General features: G+C 65.1%; 14 protein-coding genes. All 14 read left to right on the top strand.

The window, feature by feature from the left end:
• Nucleotides 1-73 precede the first annotated feature (73 nt).
• The 14 genes from dnaE (at nt 74) to fabZ (ending at nt 18935) form a co-directional block, all read left to right on the top strand.
• Nucleotides 74-3577, top strand: coding sequence for a DNA polymerase III subunit alpha (gene dnaE / locus SO156_RS32675; protein WP_498537636.1), 3504 nt, complete (start codon nt 74-76; stop codon nt 3575-3577).
• 117 nt (nt 3578-3694) lie between these two features.
• The gene (locus SO156_RS32670) at nt 3695-4429 is read left to right on the top strand and encodes a carbonic anhydrase (protein WP_498537635.1); all 735 of its coding nucleotides are present in this window, start codon (nt 3695-3697) and stop codon (nt 4427-4429) included.
• Nucleotides 4430-4613: 184 nt separating this feature from the next.
• Nucleotides 4614-6980 carry a caspase family protein gene (locus SO156_RS32665; protein WP_498537634.1) on the top strand — a complete coding sequence of 789 codons (2367 nt, stop codon included), beginning with the start codon at nt 4614-4616 and terminating at the stop codon, nt 6978-6980.
• Nucleotides 6981-7193: 213 nt separating this feature from the next.
• Nucleotides 7194-8183, top strand: a complete 990-nt coding sequence (locus tag SO156_RS32660) for a 30S ribosomal protein S2 (RefSeq protein WP_458147261.1) — start codon at nt 7194-7196, stop codon at nt 8181-8183.
• Nucleotides 8184-8309: 126 nt separating this feature from the next.
• Nucleotides 8310-9233 carry a translation elongation factor Ts gene (gene tsf / locus SO156_RS32655; protein WP_498537633.1) on the top strand — a complete coding sequence of 308 codons (924 nt, stop codon included), beginning with the start codon at nt 8310-8312 and terminating at the stop codon, nt 9231-9233.
• A 61-nt stretch (nt 9234-9294) separates the two neighbouring features.
• On the top strand, nt 9295-10011 hold the full coding sequence (gene pyrH / locus SO156_RS32650) for a UMP kinase (protein ID WP_458147259.1): 717 nt from the start codon (nt 9295-9297) through the stop codon (nt 10009-10011).
• Between the two features lie 54 nt (nt 10012-10065).
• On the top strand, nt 10066-10629 hold the full coding sequence (frr, locus tag SO156_RS32645) for a ribosome recycling factor (protein WP_254095528.1): 564 nt from the start codon (nt 10066-10068) through the stop codon (nt 10627-10629).
• A gap of 12 nt (nt 10630-10641) precedes the next feature.
• On the top strand, nt 10642-11400 hold the full coding sequence (locus SO156_RS32640; RefSeq protein ID WP_458147258.1) for an isoprenyl transferase: 759 nt from the start codon (nt 10642-10644) through the stop codon (nt 11398-11400).
• Nucleotides 11397-12239, top strand: a complete 843-nt coding sequence (locus tag SO156_RS32635) for a phosphatidate cytidylyltransferase (protein ID WP_458147257.1) — start codon at nt 11397-11399, stop codon at nt 12237-12239. The genes SO156_RS32640 and SO156_RS32635 overlap by 4 nt, the downstream gene beginning before the upstream one ends.
• A 4-nt stretch (nt 12240-12243) precedes the next feature.
• Nucleotides 12244-13467 (top strand): 1-deoxy-D-xylulose-5-phosphate reductoisomerase, encoded by a 1224-nt coding sequence (gene dxr / locus SO156_RS32630; protein ID WP_498537632.1) that lies wholly within the window; start codon nt 12244-12246, stop codon nt 13465-13467.
• Between the two features lie 45 nt (nt 13468-13512).
• The gene (locus SO156_RS32625) at nt 13513-14664 is read left to right on the top strand and encodes a M50 family metallopeptidase (protein ID WP_458147255.1); all 1152 of its coding nucleotides are present in this window, start codon (nt 13513-13515) and stop codon (nt 14662-14664) included.
• Nucleotides 14665-14842: 178 nt separating this feature from the next.
• On the top strand, nt 14843-17377 hold the full coding sequence (bamA, locus tag SO156_RS32620) for an outer membrane protein assembly factor BamA (protein WP_458147254.1): 2535 nt from the start codon (nt 14843-14845) through the stop codon (nt 17375-17377).
• Between the two features lie 32 nt (nt 17378-17409).
• The gene (gene lpxD / locus SO156_RS32615; protein WP_498537631.1) at nt 17410-18477 is read left to right on the top strand and encodes a UDP-3-O-(3-hydroxymyristoyl)glucosamine N-acyltransferase; all 1068 of its coding nucleotides are present in this window, start codon (nt 17410-17412) and stop codon (nt 18475-18477) included.
• The gene (gene fabZ, locus SO156_RS32610) at nt 18477-18935 is read left to right on the top strand and encodes a 3-hydroxyacyl-ACP dehydratase FabZ (RefSeq protein WP_027523862.1); all 459 of its coding nucleotides are present in this window, start codon (nt 18477-18479) and stop codon (nt 18933-18935) included. Before lpxD ends, fabZ begins: the two co-directional genes overlap by 1 nt.
• The last annotated feature ends 367 nt before the right edge of the window (nt 18936-19302 follow it).

Raw genomic sequence — 19302 nt, 5'->3', positions numbered from 1 at the left:
CGGGCAAGCGAGTGCAGGATGCCTCCGGCGCCGGCGACCGCTCCATCTCATATGCAAGAGGCCGTAAGCGACCATGCCGACCGCCGGATTTGTCCATCTTCATGTTCACTCGGCGTATTCGCTGCTCAAGGGCTCGATCAAGATCGCCAAGCTCGCGGAGCTGGCGAAAAAGGACCATCAGCCGGCGTTGGCGCTGACCGACACCGACAACATGTTCGGTGCGTTGGAGTTCTCCGACAAGATGGCGGGTTCCGGCATCCAGCCGATCGTCGGCTGCGAGCTCGCGATCGATTTCGGCGACCAGGATCCGAATGCGCGCAATGCGATTCTGCCCTCGCGGGTCGTACTGCTGGCCGCGCAGGAGCGCGGCTATCGCAGCCTGATGCGGCTGAACTCGCGCGCGTTCCTCGAGACTCCCGACAGCCACGCGCCGTTCATCAAGTTCGATTGGCTTGACGGCGAGACTGAAGGCCTGATCGCGCTGACGGGTGGGCCGGACGGGCCTATCTCGCTTGCGCTCGGGGCCGGCCATGCCGAGCTCGCAGCCACGCGCTGCGAGCGACTCGCGGCCCTGTTCGGCGACCGGCTCTACATCGAATTGCAGCGCCATGGCATCGACAAGGAGCGCCGCATCGAGAGCGGGCTGATCGACATCGCCTACACGAAAGGCCTGCCGCTGGTTGCGACCAACGAGCCGTACTTCGCCTCGACCGACGACTACGAGGCGCACGATGCGCTGCTCTGCATCGCCGGCGGGCGACTGATCGCCGAGAGCGATCGCGAGCAGCTCACGCCCGACCACCGCTTCAAGACGCGCGCCGAGATGGCCGTGCTGTTCGCCGACATTCCGGAGGCGCTGGCCTCGACGATCGAGATCGCCGAGCGCTGCTCGTTCCGACCGATGACGCGCAAGCCGATCCTGCCGTTCTTCACCGTCGGCGCCGCGGGCAGCTCCGATGCGGCCGCGGTCGAGGCGGGGGAATTGAAGCGGCAGGCGGAGGAGGGGCTTGCGAACCGCCTGCGCGTGCACGGCCTGTCGCAGGGCACGACCGAGGAGGACTACAACAAGCGGCTCGCCTTCGAGCTCGACGTCATCACCCGCATGAAATATGCGGGCTACTTCCTGATCGTGTCCGACTTCATCAAATGGGCGAAGTCGCAGGGCATTCCGGTCGGGCCGGGCCGCGGCTCCGGCGCGGGCTCGCTGGTCGCCTGGGCGCTGACCATCACCGATCTCGATCCGATCAAGTTCGGGCTGCTGTTCGAGCGCTTCCTCAATCCCGAGCGTGTCTCGATGCCGGACTTCGACATCGACTTCTGCCAGGACCGCCGCGGCGAGGTGATCCAATACGTGCAGCAGCGCTACGGCCGCGACCAGGTCGCGCAGATCATCACCTTCGGTACGCTGCAGGCGCGCGGCGTGCTCCGCGACGTCGGGCGCGTGCTGCAAATGCCCTATGGGCAGGTCGACAAGCTCACGAAGCTCGTGCCGCAGAATCCTGCCGCACCGGTAACGCTGGCCGCCGCGATCGAGAGCGAGCCAAAGCTCCAGGCGTTTCGCGATGAAGACCCGGTCGTGGCGCGCGCCTTCGACATCGCCCAGCGCCTCGAAGGCCTGACGCGCCATGCCTCGACGCACGCGGCGGGCATCGTGATCGGCGATCGCCCCTTGAGCGAGCTCGTGCCGCTCTACCGCGATCCCAAGTCCGACATGCCGGTGACCCAGTTCAACATGAAATGGGTCGAGCCCGCGGGCCTCGTCAAGTTCGACTTCCTCGGCCTGAAGACGCTGACCGTGCTCGACGTCGCGGTGAAGCTCCTCAAGCCGCGCGACATCCATGTCGATCTCGCGACGCTGCCGATCGACGATGCCGAGAGCTACCAGATGCTCGCGCGCGGCGACGTGGTCGGCGTGTTCCAGGTTGAAAGCCAGGGCATGCGGCGCGCGCTGATCGACATGCGCCCCGACCGTTTCGAGGACATCATCGCGCTGGTCGCGCTCTATCGCCCAGGCCCGATGGCGAACATCCCGACCTATTGTTCGCGCAAGCACGGCGACGAGGAGCCGGAATATCTGCACCCCGTCCTGGAGCCGATCCTGAAGGAGACGTTCGGCGTCATCATCTACCAGGAACAGGTGATGCAGATCGCGCAGGTGATGTCGGGCTATTCGCTCGGCGACGCCGACCTCCTGCGCCGCGCGATGGGCAAGAAGATCCGCGCCGAGATGGACAAGCAGCGCGACATCTTCGTCGCCGGCGCGGTGAAGAACGGCGTGCCGAAGGCGCAGGCCGAGACGATCTTCGAACTGCTCGCCAAATTCGCCGATTACGGCTTCAACAAGAGCCACGCGGCGGCCTATGCGCTGGTGTCCTACCACACCGCCTACATGAAGGCGCATTATCCGGTGGAGTTCATCGCGGCGTCGATGACTCTCGATCTCAACAACACCGACAAGCTCTCCGAATTCCGCTCCGAGGCGCAGCGTCTCGGCATCAAGGTCGAGCCGCCGAACGTCAACCGTTCAGGGGCGACCTTCGAAGTCGGCGAGAAGACCATCTATTACGCCCTCGCAGCGCTCAAGGGCGTCGGCCTTCAGGCCGTCGAGCAGATCATCGAAGAGCGAACCAGGAACGGGCTGTTCACCTCGCTCGCCGATTTCGCCGCGCGCGTGTCGCCGCGCGCGATCAACAAGCGCATCATCGAAAGTCTCGCCGCCGCAGGCGCCTTCGACACGCTGGAGCCGAACCGCGCCCGTGTCTTTGCCGGTGCGGATGCGATCCTCGCCGCCTGCCAGCGCGCGAATGAGGCCGCGACCATCGGTCAGAACGACATGTTCGGAGGCGCGGCGGATGCACCGACCATCATGCTGCCGCAGATCGAGCCATGGCTGCCGGCCGAACGGCTGCGGCGCGAATATGATGCGATCGGCTTCTTCCTGTCCGGCCATCCGCTCGACGACTACGCGACGATCCTCAAGCGCCTGCGGGTGCAGAGCTGGGCGGAATTTTCGCGCGCGGTGAAGACCGGCGCGACCGCCGGCAAGGTCGCCGCGACGGTGGTGTCGCGCATGGAGCGGCGCACCAAGACCGGCAACAAGATGGGCATTATGGGGTTGTCCGATCCGACCGGCCATTTCGAGGCGGTGCTGTTCTCCGAAGGGCTCGCGCAATATCGCGACGTGCTGGAGCCGGGCGCGGCGGTGCTGTTGCAGCTCGGAGCCGAATTGCAGGGCGAGGACGTGCGTGCGCGCGTGCTGCACGCCGAACCGCTCGATGACGCCGCCGCCAAGACGCAAAAAGGCCTGCGCATCTTCCTGCGCGACACCAAGCCGCTGGAATCGATCGCGCGGCGGCTGTCAGGTCCGGACGCTGCGCCATCAAACGGCGGAGCGCCGAAGGTCGGCAGCCCCGGCATCGCGCCGCGTTCCAACGGCGACGGCGAGGTCTCGCTGGTGATGATGCTCGATCTCGAAACCGAGGTGGAGATGAAGTTGCCCGGCCGCTTCAAGGTCTCGCCGCAGATCGCAGGCGCGATCAAGGCAGTCGCCGGCGTGGTCGACGTGCAGCAATTGTAGCATCCGCCGATCGAGTCCGGCGGTGCCGGTACATGGTTTTGTCGGCGGCGAAGTGTCGCTGTCATTTGCGTCCTGTACTATTCATGCAGATATGTACTGAGATGGTAGGGGAAAGATATGTGCGACAAATGCTCTGACTATTTGCATCATCCGCTCGTGCCTTCGCGACGCTCGATGATGCTGTTCGCCGCTTCGGCATTGATGTTCGGTTCGACGGCCTTCGCCAAGGAGACGAAGACGCCGCCCAAGCCGCAGAACGTGCTGTCGCCGGATGCGGCGCTGAAGCGGCTGATGGACGGCAATGCGCGCTATGTCGACGGCGTGACGCGGCGCCACGACTTCAAGCATGAGCGTGAAGCGCTGGTCGGCGGCCAGAATCCGTTCGCGGCCGTGTTGAGCTGCGCCGACTCGCGCATCGCGCCGGAATACGCCTTCGACAGCGGCCGCGGTGATCTCTTCGTGTGTCGCGTGGCCGGCAATTTCGCCGGCGACGAGACCATCGCCAGCCTGGAATATGCGGTGGCCGTGCTGAACACGCCGCTGATCATGGTGCTGGGCCACGACAGTTGCGGCGCCGTCGATGCGACGCTGAAGGCGATCAAGGACAACAAGCCGCCGCCGGGACACATTCCCGAGCTGGTCGAAGCGATCGCGCCCGCCGCCAAGGCGGCCATGCAGCAGGGCGGGGACGTGCTCGACAAGGCGATCCGGCAAAACGTGATCGACAATGTTGCCAGGCTGAAGTCTGCGGCGCCGATCCTCAATGCCGCGGCCGAGCAGGCCAAGCTCAAGGTCGTCGGCGGCATCTACCGGCTGGCCACGGGCACCGTCGACCTGATCTCCCAGGGGTAGGGGGCCAGGATCAGGATCATGCGGCCAGGAACTCGCAATCGCGAACCTGACATGGAGCTGACGGACTGCGGCCAGCGGTCATGCGGTCGCCTCATTCCAAGCGCTTTTCGTTCAAACGCCGTTCAGCCGGCCGTGCGCCTCATGTGCGGTGGGAAGCTCAACAACACTAGCGGGCGCGAAAGCCATGCGTGGGACACGACAATCTTTCCTTGGATATTTCTTCGGTCTGCTTCTTCCGAGCCTGCTGCTCGCGGCAGGTGGACTGTTCGAGCCGGCCTACGCCCAGCAGCAGGAGAAGCGCATCGCGCTGGTGGTCGGCAACGGCGCCTACGCGAAGTCGCCGCTGGCAACGACCGCCAATGATGCCGGCCTGATCGCACAGACGCTCCAGGCCGCCGGCTTCGACGTGGTCGGCGCCCGCGACCTCGACGGCGACACGCTGCGCAAGAGCTTTCGCGATTTTCTTCAGAAGGCACAGACATCGGGACCCGGCACGGTCGCGATGATCTATCTCGCCGGTTATGGCGTGCAACTCGCCGGCGAGAACTACTTCATCCCGGTCGATTCCAACATCATGCGCGATACCGATGTTCCGACCGAGGCGCTTCGTATCAGCGACTACGTCCGCCAGCTCGCCGCGCTGCCGCTGAAGGCAAACATCGTCGTGCTCGATGCGGCCCGGGCGCAGCCCTTCATCGAGGGCGGCCAGCCGATCGCAAGCGGACTCGCGCTGGTCGAGCCTGACGCGAACATGCTGATCGCCTATAACGCCGCGCCCGGCACCGTGGCGCCGGAAGAGCCGGGGCCCTATGGCATCTACGCCCAGTCGCTCGCCGAGATGATCCGCACCGGGGGCCTGTCGCTGCCCGAGGTCTTCGACCGCGTGCGCCTGCGCGTCAACGACACCAGCAAGGGCGCGCAGGTGCCTTGGGACGATCAGAAGATCAGTGCGCAGTTCTCGTTCTTCGAGCGCGGACCTGACGCACCGCCGCCGCAGGCCGCGCCCGATCAGGTCGCCGCGATCCGCAACAAGCCGATCCGCGATCTCGGCGTGCAGGACGCTTATGCGGCCGCGCTCGAGCGCGACACGCTGCCGGCCTATGAGGATTTCCTCGCCGCCTATCCCGGCGATCCGATGGCCAAGCGCGTGATGGCGATCGTCGCGGCGCGCCGAGAGGCGATCACCTGGCGGCGGAGCTATCGCGCCGACACGCCGGACGCTTACTGGTCCTATCTGCGCCGCTATCCGCGCGGGCCGCATGCTGGCGATGCACGGCGCAGGCTTGCGATCCTGACCGCGCCGCTCGAGCCGCCGCCGAGCTTCGCCATGATGGATTACGACGTGCCGCCGCCGCCGCCGGAAGAGATCGTTTATGTCGATCGTCCGGTGCTCCTGTTCAGCGATCCCGTGTTCGGCTTCGTGCCGCCGCCGCCGCCCCCGATCTATTTCTGCCCGCCGCCGCCGCCGGACTTCATCGTGCTGCCGCCGCCGCTGCCCGTGGTTGGACTGTTCGTGCTGCCCCAGCCGGTTTTCGTGCCGATCCCGGTGTTCGTCAGGCCGCCGATCTATGTCGCGCCGCCGCCGAACAACATCATCTACCAGAACATTCACAACACCACGGTGATCAACAACGTCATCAACCGGCCGCCGGCGACCGCGGCGGGTCTCGCGCCCGGCAGCCTCGCGCCGGCCGTCGCCGGCCGTGCCACGGCGGCGGGACCGGCTGTGCCGCAGGCGGTCGCACAGCGCGCCGCCCTGATCCAGCAGGGCAAGCTGCCGATGCCGCAGAGCGCCACGATCACGCCGGCGGCGAGGCCGGGGACACCGGCTGTGACACCAGCGAATGTCGCGCCGACCGCAGCCGCGCCGCCGAGCAGGCTGCCCGAGGCCAACACGCTGCCGGTCCCCGGAACCCGTGGGACGCCGCCCGCGCCCACCGGGACAGGGGCGGCGCCGACCGCGGCCCAGACGCCGAATGGCAGGCTCGCGCCGACTGCGACCGCGCCCGTCAACGGCACGCATCCGAACGCGGCCACCGCAACGGCGCCGTCCACGACGGCGCCCACCGCAAACGCCACCACGGCGCCGGGTCAGGCGCCCAAGCCGCCGGTCGCCGGGACGGCGGCGGGGACCGCTCCGAACAGCCGTACGAAGTCGGCAATCCGCGAGCAGGGGACCACGCCGCCGCCCGCAGGCGCAGCAGCCGGCAAGCCCGTGGTCGGCGCGGTGCAGCCCACGGCGCGCGAGCAGGTCAAGCCGCAGAATCAGCGTGCGATCACCCCGCCGCCGCAGGCGGCCAAGCCGGCCCATCCCCAAGCCGTCGCGAAACCCGTGCCCTCGGCACCGTCGCCGCGAGCGGCCTCACCGCCGCCCTCCCACGCCGCGGCTCCGCCTGTCGCTGCGGCGCGGCCGGCTCCGCCACCAGCGGCCCACCCGGCGCCGCCACCCCCACCGCGGGTGGCCGCGGCTCCGCCGCCCCGTCCGGCTGCTCCGCCGCATCCTGCGGCGGCAGCCCCGAAGAAATGTCCCCCGAACCACCCAAAGTGCTAGGGAAGGCGTGGAACTGCGGAAAAAAGGGCTCGAGGCAGGGCGCCAAAACGCCCTCCAAAAGCCCTTATTTCCTTGCTTCTGGCCGAAATCGCGCTATATAGCGCGCCATCTCACACGGAAACATGGCTCAAAAGGCCGTCCGGTGGCAGCCGGGGCGAGAACGCTCCGTCTTGCTCACACGTTTCCGGAGGAACCAACCGGAGAATTATCACTATGGCGCTACCCGACTTCACCATGCGTCAGCTGCTCGAAGCTGGCGTGCACTTTGGTCACCAATCGCACCGCTGGAATCCGAAAATGGCACCGTTCATTTTCGGGACCCGCAACAACATCCACATCGTCGACCTCGCGCAGACCGTGCCGATGCTGCACCATGCCCTCCAGGCCGTCAGCGACACCGTCGCGAAGGGTGGCCGCATCCTGTTCGTGGGCACCAAGCGCCAGGCGCAGGACGGCGTTGCCGATGCGGCCAAGCGCTGCGCGCAGTACTTCGTCAATTCGCGCTGGCTCGGCGGCACGCTGACCAACTGGAAGACGATTTCGGCGTCGATCAAGCGCCTGCGTCATCTCGACGAGGTGCTGTCTGGTGGCGAAGCCAACTCCTACACCAAGAAGGAGCGCCTGACGCTCCAGCGCGAGCGCGACAAGCTCGACCGCTCGCTCGGTGGCATCAAGGACATGGGCGGTCTACCCGACATGATCTTCGTGATCGACACCAACAAGGAAGACATCGCGATCCAGGAAGCCCAGCGGCTCAACATCCCGGTCGCGGCGATCGTCGACACCAATTCCGACCCCAAGGGCATCACCTATGTGGTCCCGGGCAATGACGACGCGGGCCGCGCGATCTCGCTCTACTGCGATCTGATCGCGCGTGCGGCGATCGACGGCATCTCGCGCGCCCAGGGCGATGCGGGCATCGATATCGGCGCTTCGGTCAAGCCGGCTGCTGAAGAGCTTCCGTCGACCAGCGGTTTCCAGGGCCTTGCAGGTCCGCGCGGCACCGCCGACGACCTCAAGAAGCTCCCGGGCGTGTCGGGTGCGATCGAGAAGAAGTTCAACGACCTCGGCATCTTCCACTACTGGCAGCTCGCCGAGCTCGATCACGCCACCGCGCACAAGATCGGCGAAGAGGTTGGTCTGCCCAGCCGTGCGGATGCCTGGGTGGCCAAGGCCAAGGCGCTCACCGCGGAAGCGGAATAACAGTCGAGGGGTGGTCGGATCATTCCGGCCACCATTTCAGTTGACGCGACGTCCTGTGATGGACCGCGGTGGGGCGAGACAGCGCCGCGCCGCGGGTTAACCGGCAGGCAAGAAGGATTTTCAACGATGGCTACGATCACAGCTGCAATGGTCAAGGACCTGCGCGAGTCGACCGGCGCGGGCATGATGGACTGCAAGGCCGCACTCACCGAGAACGACGGCAACATGGAAGCGGCTCAGGATTGGCTCCGCAAGAAGGGTCTGTCGAAGGCTGCCAAGAAGTCCGGCCGCGTCGCGGCCGAGGGTTTGATCGGTGCGCTCACCAAGGGCACCAAGGGCGTCGTTGTCGAGGTCAACTCCGAGACCGATTTCGTCGCGCGCAACGGCCAGTTCCAGGGCCTCGTCAAGATGATTGCCCAGGTCGCATTCGATGCCGGCGCCGATGTCGAGAAGATCAAGGCCAGCAAGGTCGGCGACGTCACGGTCGAAGCTGCGATCAATGACGCGATCGCCACCATCGGCGAGAACATGACGCTGCGCCGCGCGGCTTCGCTCGAAGTGAGCCAGGGCGTGGTGTCGAGCTACGTCCACGGTGCCGTCATCGATGGTGCCGGCAAGATGGGCGTCCTCGTCGCGCTCGAATCGTCCGGCAAGGCCGATGAGCTCGCAGCGCTCGGCCGCCAGCTCGCCATGCATGTCGCGGCCGCCAACCCGCTCGCGCTCGAGCCTGCCGGTCTCGATCCGGCGATCGTCAAGCGCGAGAAGGACGTGCTCGCCGACAAGTACCGCCAGCAGGGCAAGCCGGAGAATGTGATCGAGAAGATCGTCGAGTCCGGCCTGAAGACCTACTACAAGGAAGTCTGCCTGCTCGAGCAGGCCTTCATTCACGACACCGGCAAGTCGGTGGCGCAGGCGGTGAAGGAAGCTGAGGGCAAGGTCGGGGGGCCCGTGAAGATCGCCAGCTTTGTGCGCTATGCTCTCGGTGAGGGAATCGAGAAGCAGGAAAGCGACTTCGCGGCAGAAGTCGCGGCCGCCAGCGGCAAGAAGTAAGCGCCGGGACGGTTCCTTCCGGCCTGCCGCCGGAAGCGGCGCCCGGAGAGGGAAAGTGCTCATGACTGATCCGGTTTACCGTCGCGTGGTGATCAAGCTGTCCGGCGAATATCTCGCGGGACAGCAGGGTTTTGGGATCGACCAGCCGACGGTTGACCGGGTTGCCGACGATCTGATCGCCGCACGCAATCTCGGTGCCGAGGTCGCAGTGGTGATCGGCGGCGGCAATATCGTTCGTGGCGTGGAGGTGTCCTCCCGTGGCGTGTCGCGCCCGACCGGTGACACCATGGGCATGCTCGCCACCGTGATGAACTGCCTCGCGGTGGAAGCGGCGATCGAGCGTAAGGGCACGCCGGCGCGTACCCTGTCGGCCTTCGTCATGCCCGAGATTTCCGAGCTGTTCACCCGCGCTGCGGCGCACAAATACCTGGCCGAGGGCCGAATCGTGCTGCTCGGGGGTGGAACCGGCAATCCGTTCTTCACGACCGACACGACCGCGGTGCTGCGCGCCGCCGAGATCGGCGCCGAGGCCGTCCTCAAGGCAACCAATGTCGACGGCGTCTACTCGGCCGATCCCAAGAAGGATCCTGCCGCCAAGCGCTTCGACCGGCTGACGCATTCGCAGGCGATCGAGGGCGGCTACAAGGTGATGGATGCGACCGCCTTCGCGCTTGCCCGCGAGACGTCACTGCCTATCATCGTATTCTCGATCGCCGAGCCGGGCTCGATCGGGGCGATTTTGCGCGGCATCGGCCACGGGACGATCGTCGCCGGCTGACGGCCGCCGGGCGCAGCTCGCGCGGTTCGGCCGAGTATCTGAAGGGAGAGCGTGATGGCCACGGGTAATTTCGACCTCAACGAATTGAAGCGCCGCATGCAGGGCGCCGTCCAGTCCCTCAAGCACGAGCTCGGGGGCCTGCGCACCGGGCGCGCCTCCGCCTCGATGCTCGATCCGGTTCAGGTCGAAGCCTACGGCAGCCACATGCCCCTCAACCAGCTCGCCACCGTCAGCGTGCCGGAACCGCGGCTGATCTCGGTGCAGGTCTGGGACAAGTCGATGGTCAAGCCGGTGGAGAAGGCAATCGTCGATTCCAATCTCGGCCTGTCCCCCGCCACCGAAGGCCAGGTGCTGCGCCTGCGCATCCCCGAGCTCAACGAGGAGCGGCGCAAGGAACTGGTCAAGGTCGCGCACAAATACGCTGAAGCTGCCAAAGTCGCCGCGCGCCATGTCCGTCGCGACGGTCTCGACGTGCTCAAGAAGCTCGAGAAGAATCACGAGATGTCGGAGGACGACCAGAAGCGTCACGCCGACGAGGTGCAGAAAGCGACCGATGGCACGATCACCGAGATCGACCAGTTGCTGGCGGCCAAGGAAAAAGAAATTCTCACCGTCTAAGGCATCGCCTTCATGTCCAACGCCGCCGCGCCCGTCACGGAAGGACCGGAAAGGTCCGAGGCGCCTGCGCATGTCGCCATCATCATGGATGGCAATGGGCGCTGGGCGGCTGCACGTGGCCTGCCGCGCGCCGAGGGCCACCGCCGCGGCGTGGAAGCGTTGCGCCGCGTCGTCCGTGCCTCGCATGAACTCGGCATCCGCTATCTCACCATCTTCTCCTTCAGCTCCGAGAACTGGTCGCGTCCGGCGAGCGAGATCGGCGATCTCTTCGGCCTGTTGCGACGCTTCATCCGCAACGACCTCGCGAGCCTGCACCGTGATGGCGTCAAGGTGCGCATCATCGGCGAGCGCGAGGGACTCGAAGGTGACATCTGCGCCCTCTTGAACGAGGCCGAGGAGCTGACGCGCAACAACACGCGTCTCACTCTCATCGTCGCGTTCAACTACGGCTCGCGGCAGGAGATCGCGAAAGCCGCGCAAAAGCTCGCGCGCGAAGTCGCCGAGGGCAAGCGTGATCCGGCCTCGATCGATGCCGAAGCGCTCGGGCATTATCTCGACGCACCCGAGATTCCCGATCCCGATCTCATCATCCGCACCTCCGGCGAGCAGCGCCTATCCAATTTCCTGATGTGGCAGGCCGCCTATAGCGAGCTCGTGTTCGTGCCGATCCATTGGCCTGATTTCGACAAGGCTGCGCTCGAAGGCGCGATCGCCGAATTTGCCAGACGCGAACGCCGTTTCGGCGGCCTGGTCGCGAAAACCGCCTCGTGACCGAAAACGATGCCGCGCCGGCGGGCTCAAAGCCGGCTTCAAGCAACCTGATGATGCGTGTCCTCGCGGCCCTCGTGCTGGCGCCGCTGGCGATCGCGCTCGCCTATGCCGGCGGTTGGCTCTGGGCGTTCCTGGTTACGCTCGCCTCGATCGGGTTGTTCGTGGAATGGCTGACGGTGGTCGGGGCAGGGCGGGTTGTCCTGACAGCGTGCGGGACGATCGTCCTCGCCATCATGGGATTCTGTGTCGCCTTCGGGGCGCTCAAGGCTGCGGTCGCGATTGGCGCCATCGGCGGCGTCGTGATCATGCTGCTGGCGAAAGACAGGTTTACCTGGGCGGGGGCCGGCTTCGCCTATGCGGTGGCTGCGCTGCTTGCCTCGATCCTGGTGCGGCAGGATCCGGTGAACGGATTCGTTGCACTGATGTTCGTGCTGCTCGTGGTGTGGGCGACCGACATCGGTGGTTATTTTGCGGGCCGGGGCATCGGCGGTCCAAAATTGTGGCCTAGCGTGAGCCCCAAGAAGACTTGGGCCGGCGCGATTGGCGGCTTCGTCGCGAGTCTGGCGGTCGCAGGCGGTTTTGCCGCCTCCGGGTTCGGCAAGGCGGTTCCATTGCTAGCCCTCAGCGCCATCTTGTCGGTGGTCTCGCAAGCCGGCGACCTCTTCGAATCCGCCGTCAAGCGCCGGTTCGGCGTCAAGGATTCCAGTCACTTAATCCCCGGACATGGCGGGCTGATGGACCGCCTGGACGGCTTCATCGCCGCCATTCTGGTGGCCTGGATTTTCGGCTACCTGCGCCATGGTGTGCATAGCGCGGGAAGCGGTCTTATGGTTTGGTGAAACAATGAGCCCAGTCCCTTTGCGTAACAACAAGCCCGCGGCATCTGCGGTGCGCAGCGTCAGCGTCCTCGGCGCCACCGGCTCGATCGGCGACAGCACGATGGATCTGTTGCGCGCTTCGCCCGAGCGCTATCGCGTCGAGGCGCTGACCGCCAACGGCAACGTCGAGGCGCTGGCAAAGCTTGCGAAGGAGTTTTCCGCGCGCTTCGTCGCCATCGCCGACACCTCCAAACTTGCCGAGCTCAAGGATGCGCTCGCCGGTACCAAGACCGAATGCGGTGCCGGCGAAAGCGCCGTCATCGAGGCTGGTGCGCGGCCGGCCGACTGGGTCATGGCGGCGGTGAGCGGTGCGGCGGGACTGAAGCCCGCGCTCGCCGCGGTCGATCGCGGCGCCCATGTCGCGCTCGCCAACAAGGAATGTCTCGTCTGCGCCGGCGATTTCTTCATGCAGCGCGCCACCAAGGCGGGTGCCTGCATTCTGCCCGCGGATTCCGAGCACAACGCGCTGTTCCAGGCGCTGAGCTCGGGCAATCGCGACGAGCTCGTGCGCGTCATCATCACCGCCTCGGGCGGCCCGTTCCGCACCTGGAAGAGCACCGACATCGAGCAGGCAACGCTGGCCCAGGCGCTGAAGCATCCGAATTGGAGCATGGGCCAGAAGATCACCATCGATTCCGCCTCGATGATGAACAAGGGCCTCGAGGTGATCGAGGCGTCCTATCTGTTCGCCTTGAAGCCGGACGAGATCGACGTGCTGGTCCATCCGCAGTCGATCATCCACGGCATGGTCGAATTCTCCGACTGCTCGGTCGTTGCGCAGCTCGGCGCCCCCGACATGCGCACGCCGATCGCGCACTGCCTCGGCTGGCCCGACCGCATCAAGGGACCCGCCGCCAAGCTCGACCTCGCCAAGATCGGGCAATTGACCTTCGAGGCGCCTGACTTTGAGCGCTTCCCGGGCCTGCGCCTCGCTTACGATTCTTTAAGGACGGGACGCGGCGCCACTACGGTATATAATGCGGCGAACGAGGTCGCGGTGGCGGCCTTCATCGCCGGCAAGATCAGATTCGGCGCCATCGCGCGGCTGGTCGAAGCGACGCTCGAAGACTGGATCAGGGGTGGCAATCTGGCGCCCTTGTCCTCCGCGGATGATGCGATCACCGTTGACCATGTTGCGCGAAATAGGGCGGCCACCCTATTGCCTCAAATTGCCTCAAAGGCATCCTAGTAGGTTCGGAACCGGGGCCGCGAGGCGCCGGGTTAAGAGGAATCGATGACTGAGTTTTTCCTCCATAGCTTCAATACGTTGAGCCATGGGCTGATCGGCTACGCGATCCCCTTTTTATTCGTCCTGACTATCGTTGTTTTCTTCCATGAGCTCGGCCATTTTCTGGTTGCGCGCTGGGCCGGTGTGAAGGTGTTGACCTTTTCGCTCGGCTTTGGCCCTGAGCTCGTCGGCTTCAACGACCGCCATGGCACGCGCTGGAAGATTTCGGCGATCCCGCTCGGCGGCTACGTCAAATTCTTCGGCGACGACACCGAGGCCTCGACGCCGTCGGCCGAGACGCTGGCTGCGATGTCGGCAGAGGAACGCGCCGGCAGCTTCCATCACAAGAAGGTGGGCCCGAGGGCTGCGATCGTCGCGGCCGGACCGATCGCGAACTTCCTGCTCGCGATCGTGATCTTCACCTGTCTTTTCACCTTTTTCGGCAAGCCATCGACGACGGCGCGAGTCGACAAGGTCGAGGCCGGCAGCGCCGCGGCTGCGGCCGGCTTCCAGGTCGGCGACGTCGTGACCACGATCGACGGAACCAAGATCGGAAGCTTCTCCGACATGCAGCGGATCGTCGGCACGCATGCCGGCGAGAAGCTGACCTTCAGCGTGAAGCGAGGCGATTCGCAGGTCGATCTGACCGGGACCCCGGAACTGCGCGAGGTGAAGGACCCATTCGGCAACGTGCATCGGCTCGGCGTGCTCGGAATCACCCGGCAGACAGCGGCCGGTGACACGGTCACCGAACGGGTCGATCCGGCTACGGCGCTGTGGCTGGGCGTGAAGGAAACCTGGTTCGTGATCGACCGCACGCTCGCTTATATCGGTGGGGTCTTTACGGGCCGCGAGGCGGCCGATCAGGTCGGCGGTCCCTTGCGAATCGCCCAGATCTCCGGGCAGGTCGCGACCATCGGTCTTGCGGCGCTGGTGCACCTGGCTGCGGTGCTGTCGATCTCGATCGGGCTGTTGAACCTGTTTCCGGTTCCGCTGCTCGATGGTGGGCACCTTTTGTTCTACGCGGTGGAGGCGGTCCGGGGCCGGCCTTTGTCGGAACGCGCGCAGGAGATGGGGTTTCGAATCGGGCTCGGCTTGGTACTGATGTTGATGGTGTTTGCGACCTACAACGACATTCTCCATCTGGCGGCATCGTGAAGCGGGCTTTTTTGTGACGTTGCTCTTAGGCAACGTCTTGGACTGAAATGAAATTACGGCGCGCTCGGCCGTTTGCGGCGTCGGTGAAATTAGCTACAAGCGGCATGAAACTTGGGGAATCTCCCAGACCGGCGTTGGGGTTGGGTCTGGCACTGGAATGATAAGGGCGTCGTTGCGCATGATTTTTGGTATGAAGGTCCGGGGGGGCCTGCTCGCCACCCTGATCATGTTCGGCGTGCCGGTGCTGGCCCCGGTCGGGGCCGCTTTCGTGTCGTCGCCGGCTGCGGCCCAGACCGTGGATTCGATCTCGGTGGAGGGGAACCGCCGTGTCGAGGTCGAGACCATCCGTTCCTATTTCAAGCCGGGTCCTGGCGGACGCCTTGACCAGGCCGCCATCGACGACGGCCTCAAGGCGCTGATCGAGACCGGCCTGTTCCAGGACGTGAAGATCAACCGCGTCGGTGGCCGGATCGTGGTTTCGGTGGTCGAAAACGCCGTCATCGGCCGCGTCGCCTTCGAGGGCAACAAGAAGATCAAGGACGAGCAGCTCACCGCCGAAGTCCAGTCCAAACCGCGCGGCACGTTCTCGCGTGCCGTGGTGCAGTCGGACACGCTGCGCATCGCCGAAATCTATCGTCGCTCCGGCCGCTACGACGTGCACGTGACGCCCGAGATCATCGAGCAGCCGAACAACCGCGTCGATCTGGTCTTCACGATCGATGAGGGCGCCAAGACCGGCATCAAGTCGATCGACTTCGTCGGCAACGTTGCCTATTCGAGCTATCGCCTGAGGGACGTCATCAAGACCCGTGAGACGAATCTCCTGAGCTTCCTCGGCAGTGCCGACGTCTACGATCCGGACCGGGTCGAGGCCGACCGCGACCTGATTCGCCGCTTCTACCTCAAGCATGGCTTCGCCGACGTGCAGGTGGTCGCCGCGATCACCGAATACGATCCGGAGAGAAAGGGCTTCCTCGTCACCTTCAAGATCGAGGAAGGCCAGCAGTACCGCGTCGGATCGGTTGACTTCCGCACGAGCATCCCGAACTTCGATCCCAACGTGCTGCGCAGCTTTTCGCGCGTCAACGTCGGCTCGCTCTACAACGTCGAAGCGGTCGAGAAGTCGGTCGAGGAGATGCAGATCGAGGCCTCGCGTCGCGGCTATGCCTTCGCCGTGGTTCGGCCCGGCGGCGACCGTAATTTCGATGCGCACACAGTCTCTGTCGTGTTCAACATCGACGAAGGTCCGCGCACCTATATCGAGCGCATCAACATTCGCGGCAACGTCCGCACGCGCGACTACGTGATCCGGCGCGAATTCGACCTCTCCGAGGGCGACGCCTACAACCGTGCGCTGGTCGATCGTGCCGAGCGCCGCCTGAAGAACCTCGACTTCTTCAAGAGCGTCAAGATCACTACAGAGCCGGGCTCGTCCAGCGACCGCGTGGTCCTGATCGTCGATCTCGAGGAAAAGTCCACCGGCGACTTCTCGGTGTCGGGCGGCTACTCCACGACCGACGGTGCGCTGGCCGAAGTCTCGATCTCCGAGCGCAACCTTCTCGGCCGCGGCTTGTTCGCAAAGGCCGCGGTCACCTACGGCCAGTATGCACGCGGCTATTCGCTGTCGTTCGTCGAACCGTACCTGCTCGACTACCGCGTCGCGCTCGGCCTCGACCTCTATCAGCGCACGCAGCTGTCCAACAGCTACATCTCCTACGGCACCAAGACGCTGGGTTTCAGCCCGCGGCTCGGCTTCAGCCTGCGCGAAGATCTGGCCTTGCAGCTGCGCTACTCGGTCTACCGTCAGGAAATCACGCTGCCGTCCTATTTGCAGGACTGTAACAACACGTTGGGCACTGCGGCCAATACAAGCCCGGCTTTCTCCGCCGCAAACGGCGGTGTCCCGGATCTCAGCTCCACGAACGGCCTCGGGTGCTACCAGAACGGCGAAGCCTCGCTGCCGGTGCGCAAGGAGCTGGCGAACGGCGCGACGCTGACTTCGGCGCTTGGCTACACGCTGACCTACAACACGCTCGACAACAACAAGAACCCGACTGACGGCCTCCTGGTCGACTTCCGGCAGGACTTCGCCGGCGTCGGCGGCGACGTCTCCTACCTGAAGACGGCGGTCGATGCGAAGTACTACCAGTCGCTGGTGTCCGATCTCGTCGGCCTGGTCCACTTGCAGGGCGGTATCCTGAACAAGTGGGGCAGCACCGAGCTGCGCATGCTCGATCACTTCCAGATGGGTCCGAACCTCGTCCGCGGCTTTGCGCCGAACGGCATCGGTCCCCGCGACCTCAATCCCTTTGGCACGCAGGACGCGCTTGGCGGCACGAAGTATTGGGGCGCTTCGCTCGAATTGCAGATGCCGTTCTGGTTCCTGCCCAAGGAAGTGGGCCTGAAGGGTGCGGTCTATGCCGACGCCGGCGGTCTCTACGACTACCAGGGCCCGACGACCTGGGCGCTCACCGGCGAAACGACGACGACGAAGAACTCGAACTGTACTCCGTCGACCGTCAACCCGGCCACGGCTGGAACTTGTACCGGATTGGTGTATGACAATGGTAACGTCGTCCGCTCGTCGGTGGGTGTCGGTCTGATCTGGCAGTCTCCGTTCGGACCGCTGCGCTTCGACTACGCAGTGCCGCTCACCAAGGGCGCGTATGACCGCGTGCAGCAGTTCCGGTTCGGCGGCGGTACGTCGTTCTAAGCCGATCTCCGGCCGGACCTCGACGGGGTGGAATGGCACAGCCGTCCTTCTTCAAGAAGCCGCCTGCGTCGGCGCTGGCTGATATCGCCACGCTGACGAAGGCTCAGCTGGTCGACCCGGCCCGGGCCGGCCACATCATCACGGGCCTGGCTTCGCTCGACGAAGCCGGTCCGATGCACCTGACGTTCTTCGACAACCTCAAATATGTCGACCAGCTCAAGGCGACCAAGGCCGGCGCGTGCCTCGTCAGCCCGCGCTTCGAGGCGCAGGTGCCGGCCCACGTCGCCGCGCTGCGCGTGGCGCAGCCGTTTCGCGCCTTCGTTAGGATCGCCCGGGAATGGCATGGCGACGCGCTGAGGCCGCAATCCTCGGTCGGCAATAACGGCATCGCGCCGTCGGCGATCATCGATCCGACGGCGCGTCTGGAGGACGGCGTCGTGGTCGATCCGCTGGCCGTCATCGGCCCGGAGGTCGAAATCGGCAGTGGCACGGTGATTGGCGTCGGCGCGGTGATCGGCCCCGGCGTCAAGATCGGCCGGGACTGCGACGTCGGTGCCCGTACGGCCATCCAGTGCGCCCTGATCGGCAACAACGTGCTGATCCACCCCGGCTGCTCGATCGGTCAGGACGGCTACGGCTTCGTCTTTTTCGGTCCCGAGGGTCACCTCAAGGTCCCGCAGACCGGACGGGTGCTGATCCAGAACGACGTCGAGGTCGGCGCCGGCACCACCATCGATCGTGGGTCGTTGCGTGACACCGTGATCGGGGAGGGCACCAAAATCGACAACCAGGTCCAGATCGGCCACAATGTGACCATCGGCCGGAACTGCCTGCTGGCCGCTCAGATCGGCCTCGCCGGTAGCCTGACGATCGGCGACAACGTTGCGCTGGGAGCGAAGGTTGGCATCAACAATCACCTCAAGATCGGCGATGGGGCTCAGGTCACCGCGATGAGCGGCGTCAAGGACGACATCCCGGCAGGCGGACGTTGGGGCGGCTTCTTTGCCAAGCCGACCAAGCAGTGGTTCAAGGAAATCATCGCGGTGGAGCGTCTGGTACGCAACAGCAAGGCCGATGCGAAGGACGAGGGACAGGAGTAATGGAGGAAGCACCGGTCAGGTTCGAGCTCGTGGACATCAACGCGATTCTCCGCACACTTCCGCACCGCTTCCCGATGCTGTTGATCGATCGGGTGATCAACATCCGCACGGACTATAGCGGCATCGGCATCAAGAACGTCACCTTCAACGAGCCGGCGTTCCAGGGCCATTTCCCCGAGCGGCCGGTCTATCCCGGCGTGATGATGATCGAGGCGATGGCGCAGACCGCGGGCGTGATCGGCATCACGTCGGTCGATGGTACCGAGAAGCCGCGGGCGGTGTATTTCCTCACCATCGACAAGTGCAAATTCCGCAAGCCCGTGCTGCCCGGCGACACCATCGAATACCACATGCGCTCGATTGGCCGCCGCAAGGCGATGTGGTGGTTTCACGGCGACGCCAAGGTCAACGGCCAGGTCGTTGCCGAAGCCGACGTCGGCGCGATGCTGACGGACTGAGCAAAGCTGCGCTTTGCCGGATTACGTTCGAACTATCCTGTTTTCTTCGTCATTCCGGGGCGCGACCAACGGGTCCGCGCGAAGCGCGGCCCGATGACAGGCTCCGTCGCGAGCCCGGAATCCATTGGGTCGCGGTGCGAGCGGTGAGATGGATTCCGGGCCTGCGTGCTTTGCACGCATCCCGGAATGACGATCAGGTGGAAATACGCCGAGATGATACGTCACTGGACAGATCACGCAAAGTCGCGCTAACCACCGGAAAACCGAGCAACTTCAACGGATAGTCAGACCTTCTTAATGAGCAAGATTGATCCCACCGCGCGCGTGGAAGACGGCGCCGTGATCGGCGAGGGCACAGAGATCGGGC

Source organism: Bradyrhizobium sp. UFLA05-125 (assembly GCF_059803515.1).
Note: the sequence above shows the minus strand (reverse complement) of the source record. Positions and strands in the feature narration are given on the sequence as shown.

What these genes read in the sequence shown, in the direction of transcription:
- dnaE (WP_498537636.1), top strand. Translation starts at nt 74, where the DNA reads ATGCCGACCGCCGGATTTGTCCATCTTCATGTTCACTCGGCGTATTCG.
- SO156_RS32670 (WP_498537635.1), top strand. Translation starts at nt 3,695, where the DNA reads ATGTGCGACAAATGCTCTGACTATTTGCATCATCCGCTCGTGCCTTCG.
- SO156_RS32665 (WP_498537634.1), top strand. Translation starts at nt 4,614, where the DNA reads ATGCGTGGGACACGACAATCTTTCCTTGGATATTTCTTCGGTCTGCTT.
- SO156_RS32660 (WP_458147261.1), top strand. Translation starts at nt 7,194, where the DNA reads ATGGCGCTACCCGACTTCACCATGCGTCAGCTGCTCGAAGCTGGCGTG.
- tsf (WP_498537633.1), top strand. Translation starts at nt 8,310, where the DNA reads ATGGCTACGATCACAGCTGCAATGGTCAAGGACCTGCGCGAGTCGACC.
- pyrH (WP_458147259.1), top strand. Translation starts at nt 9,295, where the DNA reads ATGACTGATCCGGTTTACCGTCGCGTGGTGATCAAGCTGTCCGGCGAA.
- frr (WP_254095528.1), top strand. Translation starts at nt 10,066, where the DNA reads ATGGCCACGGGTAATTTCGACCTCAACGAATTGAAGCGCCGCATGCAG.
- SO156_RS32640 (WP_458147258.1), top strand. Translation starts at nt 10,642, where the DNA reads ATGTCCAACGCCGCCGCGCCCGTCACGGAAGGACCGGAAAGGTCCGAG.
- dxr (WP_498537632.1), top strand. Translation starts at nt 12,244, where the DNA reads ATGAGCCCAGTCCCTTTGCGTAACAACAAGCCCGCGGCATCTGCGGTG.
- SO156_RS32625 (WP_458147255.1), top strand. Translation starts at nt 13,513, where the DNA reads ATGACTGAGTTTTTCCTCCATAGCTTCAATACGTTGAGCCATGGGCTG.
- bamA (WP_458147254.1), top strand. Translation starts at nt 14,843, where the DNA reads ATGATTTTTGGTATGAAGGTCCGGGGGGGCCTGCTCGCCACCCTGATC.
- lpxD (WP_498537631.1), top strand. Translation starts at nt 17,410, where the DNA reads ATGGCACAGCCGTCCTTCTTCAAGAAGCCGCCTGCGTCGGCGCTGGCT.
- fabZ (WP_027523862.1), top strand. Translation starts at nt 18,477, where the DNA reads ATGGAGGAAGCACCGGTCAGGTTCGAGCTCGTGGACATCAACGCGATT.